We start from the raw sequence: 14,000 nt of genomic DNA, 5'->3' as shown, positions 1-14,000 counted from the left end.
AATTAGCGAAAGAGGGCCCCAGTATTTTGTTAATGACAATAAATCCTTGGCAAGATGCTGGACAGGTTAACTTTTAAAATAAGCGACAACGATCACCATGATAAAAACCAAATTAGCTAAAGCCATCACAGTGGCCATTGCCGGCACAGCACTTTCCATGAGCGCGACTACCACATTCGCGTCAACCACAATGTACAACACCTTTACAACAACAGCTACTTCAGCTACTGATGGCTGGACACGCACATTTGACAACGGTACCACCTCACCCGGCATTGCAACCGGCCCTCAAAGTCAGGGCAACAAAGGTTCTATCGTGCCTTGGTTGGGAACGTCTGCTGGTGCTTTGCCTCTTGGTTACACCGGTTCTTCACATTTAAACTGGGCAGTTAAGTTAAGCGGTGCAGGTGATTCAGCAACCATTTCTGCGGCTGATTCATTAGCAAAATATGGCACAGCAGCGGAAATCGACACCGGTGGCGGTGCATGGAATGATAATGGCTTAAATGCATCTGGTGTTGCTACTACAACGGGTCCAACCGGTTGGAGACATCAAACTGATATCGGTATTATTCAATCAGATGTTGCTCAATTTGTTACCTTAAATCTTTCAACTATCGGCGGCACTTTTAGCCGTTTTGGTGTGACAGTATTTGATGGTGTTGATACGAATACTGCAAATTATAGTCATCATGGCGCTTGGAATGCGCCAGGCGCAACAACACCTTCACTATTCACAAAAAGCAACCCATTTGGAACAACCGGACTTACCAATGTTGGCTATTCTGATAACGTTAATTCGGTTGATAGCTATAGCTTTTTGGCAGAAGCCGGTAAACAGTATTCTGTTTATTTAGGCGGTGTTGGCTTTTCCAGATGGAATACCGGCGTTGATGGTTATGCGTTAAATATTAAAACCACCTCGCCCGTTCCTTTGCCGGGTGCCGTTTGGTTATTTGGCAGCGCGTTAGCCGGGTTTGTCGGTCTGCGTCGACGCAAATTAGCGGCATAAAATCTTAAAACTGCTGATATAAACAAAAACCCGGCACATCAAATTGATGTATCGGGTTTTTGTGTTTGTAGATGATGCCTTCCCGGCCGCCTAGTACAACCCTTTCTGTCGTTTCGACATACCGCTATTTACCGACAGAAACAGGTGATGTAAGCGCTTGTCTTTTAAAACTAATAACGTCCACCGTCATGAAAAAATTGCTTTTATCAACCCTGATATTTTTGGCTACTGCCCCTCTGGCAAACGCAGCACAAGAAGGTCAACCTACCCCTCAATGTCCCGCCGCACTTACTGGCAATGCTGAAAAACTTGACCTTAATGCCTATAAAGGCAAAGTGATTTTGATTGATTTTTGGGCTACCTGGTGTCCGCCCTGTAAAAAATCAATGCCGTTTTTTAACAGTTTGCGTAACGAACACGTCAAAAACGGCTTTGAGATTATTGCCATCAATGTCGATGAAAATAGCGAAGAAGCCAAACAGTTTCTTGTTAGCAATGCCGTTGATTACGTCACGGCTTTTGATCCAAAAGGCGACTGCCCTGCCAAGTTTGATGTTCAAGCCATGCCGTCGACTTATCTGGTCGATAAAACCGGCAAAATCAGAAAAATACATCTCGGCTTTCGGGATGAGGACAAAGACATGATTAGTGCACAAGTTTCGGCGCTACTGGCTGAATAACTTTAAGGATTTACATCATGCACGCTTTAACACAATGGCTTGGTGAGCAACGTCTTACCTTGGATAAGACTATGCGACCGACACTCAATGTGTTCGTTACATTCGGTAACTTATCGAACTACACGAGAAATCAATGGACTCACCGACTGGTCATCGCCCTACTCTGTAGCAGCGTGCTTGTTTGCCAAGGTTGTAGCACGGTTGCGCCCTGGCAACGGGGTAATCTGGCCAAGCCGGAAATGGGTATCAATCCCCACCCCAATTTAAACAGCTTTCGTGATCATATTTTTACCAGCAAAGAAGCCTCACAAGGTGGACATAGCGGTGCAGGAGGCGGTTGTGGCTGCAATTAAATCAGACAAAAAAACTGCACTGGCGGCATTCACGACAGCGGCACTCAGTCTGCCCGGATTGACTGTCTCGGCCGCCATCCCTTCGGCACAAATACTATCCAATGTCAGTTACGGCCATTACCAGGAAAGTGATAACCGTATGCAGGTTGATATTTACCATGCCGATGCGATTATTCCGTTGACCGACCGGCTTGAATTGGCTTTTAGCCTTGATCGCGATACTTACAGTGGTGCCACGCCATCGTTTAGCATGCCGGCAAGCATGACCAATGTGCCCAAATACAAACAAAAAGCAGATGGCACAAACTCAACCGAACTTAGTTATGTTGATGTCATATCAGCCGCATCAGGTGGTGTCACGGCAGCAGGATTAACCATACTTGGGGGTCTTAACGGTTTTCAGTCATTTTCTGATGGTAATACCGCAGCTCAGGCAGAAATTACTACTGATAAAAATTCCCAACTAACCGCGCTTGAAACCACCAAAACCAACGATCAAGCAGCGCTAGACACCTCTTATAATGCGGATAAGGCTCTTATTACAGACACTTACAAATCAGATTTAAATAACCTCAATGTTGCAATTCCTGCGTTGACAGACCAATACGAAACCGATAAAGCCGTTATCGAGACCAATCTGGCCGCAGTTCCCGGCAATATCGCCAGCCCTGTAACTATTGACTTTAATTCCGGTATGACTTTCTCGTCCTATGCCGGCTTTGCTAATGGTACCTCTGCCCCCGATGGTGGCTGTGCCGGCTCAGGTAGTAGTGGCTGCTATTACCAAAATGGCATGGTGATTGGCATTGTTGAGGATACGTCAAACCCGATTGCCCACTTACATCGTGCCGGTACTGTGGCTGATAGATCCCTGCAATATCATTCAGACTCCAGCGGTATTTATATTCGCTCCCAAGACAGTAAGGCGTTTAGTCTTGATTCTATGAATTTTAAAGCACCTATCTCTGGGGCAAACCCCGATAACGGCCCCAATGACTATTGGGAAATTTTAGGCTTTAATACCGCACTCAATCCCAATCTGGATACCGGTGACGGCACCAACTATGCCACTCGTGTTGCTTATCAGACGGTTGCCAACGGCTTTGATGGTACCTTGCAGCTTAATAGTGGCTTCAATAATATTAATGCAGCCTGGATACATTTCAAGGGTTATCCGCAAACACCAGCAGATGGCAAAGAATTCAGCATGGCATTGGATAATATCAGTGTTTCCCCTGTCGTGGCATTATCCAATCAAGTAAATGCTTATAATGCTGAAATAACCACCTTAACCGCCACTTACAATACACAATTGGCGGCATTAACCGATCCTGTACAACTAGCCTTGCTAACCAATAACTACACGATGCAAATGTCTGTATTAACGGGCAACTATACTACTCAAACAGCAGCAATAAACCAAAGCTATATCGATCAATCGCCTCAGAATGCTGCATCGCTCAACGAACTGGCCAAGCAAGCCGCCATTTCTTTATACAGTGATATTCTCAATAGTCAGGTGCCCACCGGCACCCAAGCCGTACAGGTTTTTCAGGTGCAACCCCAAGAAACCCGCTCAATGCCTCAAGTCAACGTCAAATATTATCTTGATGCAACTACACTGGCAATATCCGGCGGTCTTTCTGACGAACCGGATTATTTATCCAATTTTGGCTCCACCAACATCAGTCATGAATTTAATGACAAACTCACTACAGTATCCGCCGGTTACGGCATGACCAGCAATACCATTGCCCGCAACGGCAGTGGCCATAGCTCCCATCATGGCAGTGACCCGGCACATTATCCGACTAGTTACCAAGCATTAAATGAGGCAAGTACTTTTAACAGCTTTACTACCAGTATCGCCCAGGTACTTTCCAAAAACACCTTATTTCAGTCCACCGCCAGCTATACCAATCAAAGCGGCTATTTGAGCAATCCCTATAAATCCGTTTATGTGCGTGGTGAAATCACCCCGACAGAATACTATAATCTCTGGAATCCTACCGATGCTGGCGTCGACTGGAATGCAGTAACCAATCTGGAGGTCGTTGGTTTGGAATTATTCCGCGAAAATCGCCCCAGACAACGCAATATCGGCTCTTTATCCAACCGTATTAATCACTATATACCCGAGCTTGATGCCTCCGCACATGTTGACTATCGCTTTTATACCGACGACTGGGGTATTAATTCTCATACCTTTGAAGCAAAATGGTTTCAAACCCTGCCCGGCGGCTTTACCATTATCCCCAGTATTCGCTATTATTCGCAGTCGCAAGCCGACTTTTTTGCGCCGTACTTTTTGGCACCCCGTGCTGACGGCAACTACTCCAGCGACTTTCGTTTATCTGCCTTTGGTGACTTAAGTGGCGGTGCCACCCTAAAAAAACAGTTTGCTCGCGGCATCAGTCTGGAGATTGGCGCTGAATATGTTACCCATTCAGGCTCTTTAAAACTCGGTGGCGGCGGGGTTGGTAATTATGCCAACTTTGATTATTACCTGGCCCACGCCAATTTAAGCGTGGATTTATCGGCCAAAGCACTGACCGGTGGCGATCACAGTAGCCACACCATGCATCATCACGGCGTGCCGGTACCAGCCGGGGTTATGTATGGACACATGATGAGCCAAGCTGACGAGATTATGGTCGGTTATCGTTATCAATACAGTAATCAGGGTGGCGCCATGCTGCATGGCAGCGATTCGGTCAACGATCAGGCGTTGGTTAGTAATGCTTGTACAGACTATAACCAGGGTTGCTTGTATAAACCCACTTCCATGAACATGCAAATGCATATGCTGGATTTAATGTACGCACCGACGGACTGGTTAAATATCATGCTGATGCCGCAATTGATGAGTATGGATATGACCATGAGCAATCCTATCCGTCCCTATGTCAATCAGACCGAGGAAAATGACTTTAGCGGCCATGGCGGAGCCAAGCATTTTAGTAACGATATCGGTGACACTGTAGTTACCGCGTTGGTTAAAGTCTTGGACAAAAACGGTCATCATGTTCACTTAGGATTAGGTATGAGTACACCAACCGGTAGTATCGGCGCACGACTGGATAGCAGCAACTTACAGGATTACGGCATGCAAACCGGTAGCGGCACCTGGGATTTTAAGCCCAGCCTGACCTATACAGGACAAGTCAATGACTTTAGTTGGGGCGTACAAGTGAGCGGTGTTAAGCGTCTGGAAAAAAATAAATATGACTATGCTTATGGGGATATTTTTCAGGCAACCCCTTGGGGCAGCTATCAGGCGTTTAATTGGTTATCGGCTTCGGTGCGCGGTGTCTATACTGCACAGGGTGATATAAAGGGAGCAACCAATCAGGCGCATCAAGTTACCTCAACCGTGGACTCTGCCAGTAATTACGGTGGCCGCTTTCTGGATGTCGGTGTGGGTCTTAATGCCTCGGTTACCGGTGGCAAATTCGTGGGCCATAATGTCAGTTTTGAATGGCTACAACCGGTCAGTACCGATTACAACGGTTATCAGCTTAATCGCAATGGTGCCTTGGCAGTAAGCTGGAATTATGCGTTTTAGATAGTAGCGCCAAGTCCACAAAAAACACGAAAAGCACAAAAAAACCGCCATGTTGTTCATGCCCGGGATTTAATAATGCTTGGCAGACATCAAGGTTGTTTTTTCGAGCGTTATTAAATCCATGATGATCACTCATCAGTCATTACCGAGCACTCATTAATCGTTGCTGAGATTATTTTGTCATTGTTCAGTGCTCATCAACGATTGCTGGGCACTGAACAATCATTGCCGAGTGCTCATCAGTCATTACCGAGCACTTATTAATCGTTGCTGAGATTATTTTGTCATTGCTCAGTGCTCATCAACGATTGCTGGGCACTGAATAATCATTGCCGAGTGCTCATCAGTCATTGCCGAGCACTCATTAATCGTTGCTGAGATTATTTTGTCATTGTTCAGTGCTCATCAACGATTGCTGGGCACTGAACAATCATTGCCGAGTGCTCATTAATCGTTACTGAGATTATTTTATCATTGTTCAGCGCTCATGAACGATTGCTGGGCACTGAATAATCATTGCCAAGTACTCATCAGTCATTGCCAAGCACACATTAATCGTTGCTGAAATTATTATAATGTTATGCAGTGCAAATCAGTGATTGTTCACCGGGTAACTTCTCATTAGTTGCAGGTAGATTATAAATCAATGACTTACATGGCGATAAAATTGAAAAATCATGCCTTCCATCATAGGGATTCATCGTAACTCATTGATTTCTTATTATCCGGTATTAAAAAAAGCGAATTTTAGTGAATTTCCATACCGCTAACTTATTGAAAAATAAGCTTACCTGTGACTAATGAGAAGTTACTTCACCGGTAACCTATCATTCTGTCCGGTCAATTAACTATCAAGCCAACATTTTTATTAAATATTTTCGTGTCTTTCGTGCTTTTCGTGGATTAATGGCTTTTTCATGAACATGACAATCTCTGATGAGCATCATCAGTGACTTTACAAAACTGGAACACCACTACATCAGCGACAAAAAAAGGTGGAAGCGGTTGCCAGCTTCCACCTTAATTTAACTTTACTAACCAGCGTTATTAAGCAACTAAACGGGCTTTCTTTTTACCGAAAGCCAACAAACCCATCATGCCACTAAGAAACATCCATAACGCAGCAGGTACAGGTACCGCAGCAACAGGAGGAGGAACAACAGCAGCGTTGACATGAACATTATCCAACGACATGGCAAACTGCATACCATCACTTGGTGTTTGTTGATAACCGGCATAATGAATCCAGAAAGCACTAATATTATCAAAAGCGCTATCGAGTGTCACCAGACCGTTAAAGCCGTTAGTCAGCGTTTGACGGGCAATATAGGCACCACTATTAGCATCGGTATCCAGCGTTGGATTTAAAGCAGAGCCATAACCCAAAATTTCCCAATAATCATTGGCACCAGCCACACTGGTTACTGAATCTCCGGTATTGGCGCTAATGTAAGTGCCAGTGGCATACGGATTTTCATCACTGGCCGATGCATCAAAATTAAGCGATGTCAGGCTAAACGCGGTACTGTCCAAAGCCCTGATGTAAAGTCCACTGGAGTCGGAATGATACATAACGCTTCTGTTAGTAGCAGCACCACCACGATGAACATGGGCAATCCCATTTGAGGTATCTTCGACAATACCCACCACCAAGCCATCTTCATAATAAGCGCCAGCGGAATTTGTGCCAGCAGTAAAACCACCAGCTTGAGGAGCAACATTAGCAAAACCGGCATAAGCAGACTGAGTCATGCCCAGGTTACCCGTTGTACTTGCAGTATTTGGAGTAGCCGCTTCACCTTTGTTGAAGTTAAGGATAGTCTCGGTAGTAATAGCCGCATTGGCCGTACCACTGACAGCAACAGCGGCAAACAACATGCCGCCAATTATTTTTTTATTCATATAAATTCCTTACATTTTTCTTATCGCCGGATACTCTTTACATTACAAAAAGAATAAGCCCTGCACATCGATCAAAAATTCCAAAATAAAGCCACTAATGGTTTAACCTTTGGAACAGGAGTGGGAAACTGTCTTACAGCCCCCTCCAATCAAATTAAGCAAAATATAAGCCACCTTGTGTATACAAATAAATAATAACAATGACAATAACTACAAGCCTTTATTTTTATTAAATAATTATTGATTTTTTTCATCAACAGGTAATAAAAAACCGGGATTGACTGAATAAAACCCGGTGATAGCTTTATTAAACTAGGTTATATAACCTGCTTTTATAAAAAAACAGGTTATATAACTCGTTTTTTTGAAATTATAATAACTATCAACCAAGCCGGATCAGATACCATCCCTTGAAGAGATGTTATCTGTAAAATCGTTCCACTCTACATGGGCAGTGCTTATCGCCAAACTACTCCAATTGTCCGCCAACTTTGCCCTGGTTATCCATCCAAATATGTGGCAAGCCCAAATCATGAAGCCATTGTTTACCGCGTTTTTCCATGAGCATGGCAATCGTACAAGCACTACCGGCAATCACACACTGCCCGGCTAATACGGTTACGCCAACCAATCCATTAACCGGCCAGCCGGTTTTAGGATTGATTACATGGCCATAGCGCTTACCATTAACGACCATACAGCGCTCATAATCACCACTACTGGCCACCGCGCCGTCATAAACATTGACGTTTGCCAACAAAGCACCGAGCTTGCGTGGATGCCTTAGACCGACAGACCACGGCTTGCCGTCGGGATGTGGGCCAATGATTTTAATATCGCCGCCTAAATCAACCAAGCCATGTTGAATGCCTTGCTCCCGGCAAATAACTGCCGCTCTGTCAACCGCGTATTCTTTGCCAATACCACCAAAATCCAGCTGCATCCCGGCACAGCTAAAAGCAATGTGTGTCGTGCTTAACTGGACTTTATTCCAGCCTACACCACGCAGCAGTTGTTTGATGGCAGATTTTTCGGGTAAAACTTGCGCTTTAAAATCCCAAGCGCCGCGCAATACGCCGGAAGTAATATCAAACAAACCGTTACTTTGCCGGTAGCAGGTATCCGCATAATGAAGCAAAGCCGCCGTTTCTTCATCTATCGGCACTACCCCACCTTTGGCCGCGACACGGTTTATCGCAGACAACACGCTATCCTCCCGATATCTGGAATACCGTGCTTCTATACACCACACATCAGCCATGGCTTTATCTGCGACGCACTGCGCGGATTGCTTATCGTCAGCATACAGTTGAATTTCACAGGGCGAACCCATCGCACGAAAGGGAAAACGGTAGAGTGTTAAGGGCATGGGGGCATTTAAAAATACAAAAATGTCAGTGTACACACTATTTACAGCAAATTACTGGTAAATATTAGCCATGCAAGGCAAAAGCTGTTGTCCACGAAAAGCACGAAAAAAATATTTAATACCTGAAATCAGGTTGGAGTTCATCGCGACAATATCAGTCAGAATTTCCAAAGGGCCACACGTCGAATAAGGCTTTTCAAACTAACCCGGCAATTTTTTTCGTGCTTTTCGTAGACCAAGCTCTTTAAAACTAAATCGTGTTATTTAACCTGATTAATTGTGTCAAATAACCTAGTTTTTTAATATTCAGCTTTAAATCACCAGACTATCCCGCAAATTATTACCGATATTGTTTCTGGAATACCAACCATAGAATGGCTTTTTTCTTTACTTATTTGCATAGGACGAAAATTAATTTTTTACCAATAAATCCTTATAAAACAATAAGTAAATACCAATTATTGAGACTTGTTAAATTCCTAAACCCACAACTTTAAAATGATGACAAGCACATTTACCCTGAATAAAAAAGGGGATATTTAAAAATGGCTCAATTATTGCTAATAGCTTAGGTAAGAGCAGGCAAATTTGTTTACTTTGTTATGCACTTATTGAAATTAATTTTTCAACAGAAATGATCAGTAATTTAATAGCCACTCCTGTCGTGAGGCAGGTTCGGAAAGCCAAGGATCTTGTGATTAAAGACTGCCTGGTTGCTTCTTGTAATAAGACTGATGGACTAATCTCCAGCCTTATTACTTTGAACAGTGTTATTTATTTAACTTAACCATTCAGGATTAACACAATGAAACCAACCAAAATCGCTAAAGCCGTTGCCATGGCAATCACCGGTACCGTAATGTCTGTAGGCGCTATCAGCAATGCCTCGGCATCGTCGACAACCATGTACAATTTGTCGACTTATGAAGGCAATGATTTCAGTAGCAATACCACAGCTTGTGCGCCCTGCAATGGTGGCGCAGGAACCGATGGCTGGGTCTGGGGATTTAACGGCGCACCATTAGGTTCAACGAACTCGGTTGCGGCTTGGGCAGGCACCGGTGGCACCAACACCACACCGTTTGGCTACAACGGTGGCGGTGTTCTGCATTGGGGAGTACACATGACTGCAAACGGTACGGCAGAAATTTCCAGCCAGGATTCCCTGACCCGTTATGGTGTTGGCGCTGACATCGATACCGCCAAAGGCGCATGGAGCGACCAGGGATTGAGCGGTGCACAAGGCTGGCGACATGATGTGGACTTTGGCCTGTTTAAATCGGATGTCGGTGGCACGGTTACCGTCAATGCCCAGGGCATTAACCAAAGTGGCACCAATTTTGGATTCACCATCTTTAAAGGTATGGACACCAGCACTGTCGATTATAACCATCATGGTTCATGGAACCTGGGCAACAACACTCAACTAAGCGCACCTACATCATCTTCCCTACCAAAGGGTAATACGTCTTTCTCTGTTGCCGATATGGTTGCCTACAGCATTGGCGGCACTACGCCAAGCAACCTGAATACCATCAGTTTTAATGCCGAAGCAGGTCAAATTTATACCATCGCCCTTGGCGGCTATAGAAATGGCTCATGGGGTGCAACTCAAGACGGTTATAAATTAAGCATCAGTGCCGTACCGGTACCCGGCGCGGTTTGGTTGTTTGGTAGTGCCATGGCCGGCTTGATTGGTTTACGTGGTCGTAAAAAAAGCACGACCTAAAACCTGACTTAACAACACCAAGCCGGATGACTTATCCGGCTTGGCAAAAAATAACTATACCCGGCGTTATCGGCTGTAGTTACTGATCTTACCGATTTAACGAGATAAATAATGAAATTTCTCCCTCAAATTATGCTGGGCTTCGGGTTGCTAATAACGCAAGCTGTTTATGCGCATGGTCCGATACCTTACCCCTTGCAAAATGTACCGTTGCCTCCTGTTCCCGGCCTTTTGGATGGTACCAGTCCTATCGTGGTTGATAAAAACATGGCTATTGCTTTAGGCAAGGCTTTGTTTTGGGACATGAATGTGGGCAGTGACGGTCAGGCCTGTGGCTCATGCCATTATCATGCAGGCGCTGATGCGAGAGATAAAAATCAGATTAATCCCGGTGAGAAAAGCAGCAATGCCAGCGGACAAACATTTGACATGCTGCCTTCAGGTACTGGCGGCGGCCCTAACTATACCGTAAAACTTGCCGATTTTCCGCTCTACCGATATCCCAATCCGCTGAATAAAAGTAACAGCGTGCCAACTTATATTACCGATGACGTGGTGTCCTCGGCGGGTACTTTCAGTGGCACCTTTAAGGGAGCCAATCCGTTTAACGGCACAAATGATAATTGCGACCGGAGCGCCGATCCTGTTTTTCATATTGGCAACACGGGCACTCGACGCGTAGAACCCAGAAACACGCCGACAGTTATTAATGACATATTTAATTACCGTAATTTTTGGGATGGTCGCGCCAATAACATTTTTAACGGCAGTAGTACTTGGGGTGATCGCGATCCCACTGCAGGTATCTGGGTAACCAGCGGCGCTCGCTCAGTTGTTAAGCAGCGCTTACATCTGGAAAACTCATCACTTGCCTCACTGGCGATGGGTCCACCACTCAATGCCACCGAAATGAGTTGCCGTGGTCGTAATCTGGCGGCAATAGGCAGAAAGTTACTCCTGCGCAAACCTTTACAAAACCAGAAAGTGCATGGTGAAGACAGCGTTTTCGCCCCCTTAAATTTAACATTAAGTACCGCAAACGACCTAAAAACAGGTTTAAATACTACCTATAAGACCATGATTACCAAGGCGTTTAACAAGAAATATTGGTCCTATAATGCGCTTGGCCCCTTTGGTGCACCCGCGCCCGGGCAAATGCCGTATAACCAAACCGAAGCCAATTTTTCGCTATTTTTTGGTATTGCTTTGCAGATGTATCAGGCAACCCTGATTTCTGATCAAGCGCCTATTGATTTAACACAACGTGTTCCTGCCACCTATGTGCCAACTTGGCTGGGCCTGGGTTATAGTCCTGAAAAGATTGTTTCGCTAAAAAACGGGCATGACTTGTTTATCAGCAACCATTGTAATCTATGCCATGGCGGCCCAACCATCACCATTGCATCAGTTGCTACCAATGCCCTGTTGGTAACCCCTACCACCGGAAAAACCTTTGGTCCTGCGGCCTATCCCAGAGCATATGGTCCTCAAGCATTAGGTCCACAATTTGGCGCTCAGGCAGTAGGAATAAGCCGGTTTACCAATGTCATTGTTCGTGATGAAACGGAAGGTGGCCCCAAGCTAATGGACTTTGGCTTCGCCAATACCGGCGTTGCCGATCCTGATTCTGACCCCGGTGTTGGTGGTGTTGATGACTTTGGCCAGCCACTGTCTTTTAGTGCGCAATATCTGGATTACCTGCAAGGCAATCCTGCCAAAAAGATCCTTGATCCCGGTGTCACTAGCGTACGTACCTGTAACTTTATCCCTGAAGTGCCTTTTGCAACCAACGTACCGGATGCCGATGACTGGCGTTTTACTGATGTAGATGGTTTGATAGCCAACAGTAGCAGCCAATTTTGCTTTGATCCTGACTCAGCTTATATGCCAACTACAGCAGCTGCTATAGCTAACGTAAACACGCAGAAAATGGCGATAGCAAACAAGGCGGCCTTTAAAATACCCAGCTTGCGTAATGTCGAATTGACCGGGCCTTATATGCACAATGGCAGTATGGCTACCCTGGATGAGGTTATAGAGTTTTATTCACGCCATGGCAATGTTGACAACATCGATAAACACGCCATCGTCAATGGCCTCACGTTAGGCAGTGCAGGTAATTCAGATGTTTCTGAAACCCAACGTGCAAAAAACCGTGCAGACGTTATCGCTTTTTTGAAAACCTTTACCGATGACCGGGTACGTTACGAAAAAGCGCCGTTTGATCATCCAGAGATTATTTTGCCTTACGGCCATGAAGGTAATGCTGTCTCTGTTAATGCCGGCAACCCCTTAAGCCCTGTTCTGGCGAAAGATGAAGTACTGGTGATTCCTGCCGTGGGTGCCAACGGTAAAGCCGACCCGCTATTACCGTTTGATCAACTAATAGCACATTAAGTTATTCAGCCTTTCTGGCAACCTGATTTAATCGGGTTGCCAAATGCACCCGCATTTGGCCAGTAACAACAAACCGTTAATCATGGACTTTAAATGAATTTTATAATGACAAAAAAATACTTACTACCTACTTTGGCACTGGCTACTTTAGCCTCCTTGACCATCCAAAACGCGCAAGCGGCGGCAAACTTTAGCAGTTATGCAACAGTGACTTATACCATTGACAGCTTGAGCAACTTGACCAATGCCGGCGATTTTTCGGGACTTGATATAGCAGGCTCTTTTGTATTGGCACCCGGCGGCTATTTTCAAGACATTACCGGGACTGGTTCAGTGACTGCATCAGCTTTTGATGCAGAGCCCACTGCCATAACCGCTGCCGTCGGCAGTAGTTATACACGGACATTCCAATTGGACGGGTCAGCCAGCAATAACGGTTTTGTTTTTACCAATTATTTGGCTTATTTTGATACTGCTTTTAGTAACTTGTCAGCGACCGATAGTTATAACGTTGGCCTTACCCTGTCTTATGCGCTTTCTGCCAGTGCCACTGGCGATGAGGCATTGACCGATGTTGTTGTCAATTATTCGGCGGAACATTACAACGCTGCTTTCGACATGACCGCTGATCCGACTTTTTTTGGTGCTGATTACGCCGGAACAAACCAGTCGTTAAGTACGGCCTTTTTGCTAAACTCACAAGCATTCAACTTTACCCTTGCCCCCGGTGAGTTTGAAGCGCTATATGCAAGTGCTGGTGTAGCTGGAACACTGCAAGCTTCACCGGTACCGCTGCCTTCTGCTGCTTGGTTATTTGCCTCGGCTTTGTTGGCAATACCCGGTTTAAAAAAATCAACAAAAACGGTGTAATAAATATTAGCCTGAGTATTAATGGCTAAAACTCCAAGGCACTGCCATTAAGTTAAGCCGGAACTGATACAGAGTCATTAATTAATTAAGTAGGGCGTGCCGTGCGCGCCTTAACTTTTAAGG

Annotated in this window: 9 protein-coding genes and 1 riboswitch; of the genes, 7 read left to right on the top strand and 2 right to left on the bottom strand. The window is 45.1% G+C overall.

Translation table 11 applies throughout. The annotated features are described in order from the left end of the window. The first annotated feature begins 97 nt into the window (after positions 1–97). The 4 genes from N7974_RS10375 (at position 98) to N7974_RS10360 (ending at position 5,610) form a co-directional block, all read left to right on the top strand. A complete protein-coding gene (locus N7974_RS10375; RefSeq protein ID WP_262965541.1) occupies positions 98–1,012 on the top strand; it encodes a VPLPA-CTERM sorting domain-containing protein in 915 nt (304 codons plus the stop codon). Positions 1,013–1,200: 188 nt separating this feature from the next. Further along, the gene (locus N7974_RS10370) at positions 1,201–1,692 is read left to right on the top strand and encodes a TlpA family protein disulfide reductase (protein ID WP_243217510.1); all 492 of its coding nucleotides are present in this window, start codon (positions 1,201–1,203) and stop codon (positions 1,690–1,692) included. 17 nt (positions 1,693–1,709) lie between these two features. Beyond that, the gene (locus N7974_RS10365; RefSeq protein WP_243217509.1) at positions 1,710–2,045 is read left to right on the top strand and encodes a DUF4266 domain-containing protein; all 336 of its coding nucleotides are present in this window, start codon (positions 1,710–1,712) and stop codon (positions 2,043–2,045) included. Continuing rightward, positions 2,032–5,610, top strand: a complete 3,579-nt coding sequence (locus N7974_RS10360) for a DUF3570 domain-containing protein (protein WP_262965540.1) — start codon at positions 2,032–2,034, stop codon at positions 5,608–5,610. Before N7974_RS10365 ends, N7974_RS10360 begins: the two co-directional genes overlap by 14 nt. A gap of 1,047 nt (positions 5,611–6,657) precedes the next feature. On the opposite strand, the gene N7974_RS10355 is transcribed toward N7974_RS10360, so the two are convergent. Both N7974_RS10355 and N7974_RS10350 read right to left on the bottom strand, forming a co-directional pair. Next, positions 6,658–7,512 (bottom strand): hypothetical protein, encoded by an 855-nt coding sequence (locus N7974_RS10355; protein WP_262965539.1) that lies wholly within the window; start codon positions 7,510–7,512, stop codon positions 6,658–6,660. A 469-nt stretch (positions 7,513–7,981) separates the two neighbouring features. Further along, the gene (locus N7974_RS10350; RefSeq protein WP_317451597.1) at positions 7,982–8,917 is read right to left on the bottom strand and encodes an FAD:protein FMN transferase; all 936 of its coding nucleotides are present in this window, start codon (positions 8,915–8,917) and stop codon (positions 7,982–7,984) included. Between the two features lie 606 nt (positions 8,918–9,523). Further along, positions 9,524–9,602, top strand: a riboswitch (cyclic di-GMP riboswitch). An 84-nt stretch (positions 9,603–9,686) separates the two neighbouring features. Between N7974_RS10350 and N7974_RS10345 the strand changes: the two genes are divergently transcribed. The 3 genes from N7974_RS10345 to N7974_RS10335 all read left to right on the top strand — a co-directional run bounded on the left by N7974_RS10345 (position 9,687) and on the right by N7974_RS10335 (position 13,877). Further along, positions 9,687–10,610: a VPLPA-CTERM sorting domain-containing protein gene (locus tag N7974_RS10345; RefSeq protein WP_243217506.1), complete on the top strand. Its 924-nt coding sequence runs from the start codon at positions 9,687–9,689 to the stop codon at positions 10,608–10,610. Between the two features lie 111 nt (positions 10,611–10,721). After that, on the top strand, positions 10,722–13,007 hold the full coding sequence (locus tag N7974_RS20665; protein WP_317451596.1) for a cytochrome c peroxidase: 2,286 nt from the start codon (positions 10,722–10,724) through the stop codon (positions 13,005–13,007). A gap of 105 nt (positions 13,008–13,112) precedes the next feature. Further along, positions 13,113–13,877, top strand: a complete 765-nt coding sequence (locus N7974_RS10335; protein WP_262965538.1) for a hypothetical protein — start codon at positions 13,113–13,115, stop codon at positions 13,875–13,877. The last annotated feature ends 123 nt before the right edge of the window (positions 13,878–14,000 follow it).

Origin of the sequence: Methylobacter psychrophilus (genome assembly GCF_025583945.1) — a bacterium.
Taxonomy (GTDB): domain Bacteria; phylum Pseudomonadota; class Gammaproteobacteria; order Methylococcales; family Methylomonadaceae; genus Methylobacter_C; species Methylobacter_C psychrophilus.
Note: the sequence above shows the minus strand (reverse complement) of the source record. Positions and strands in the feature narration are given on the sequence as shown.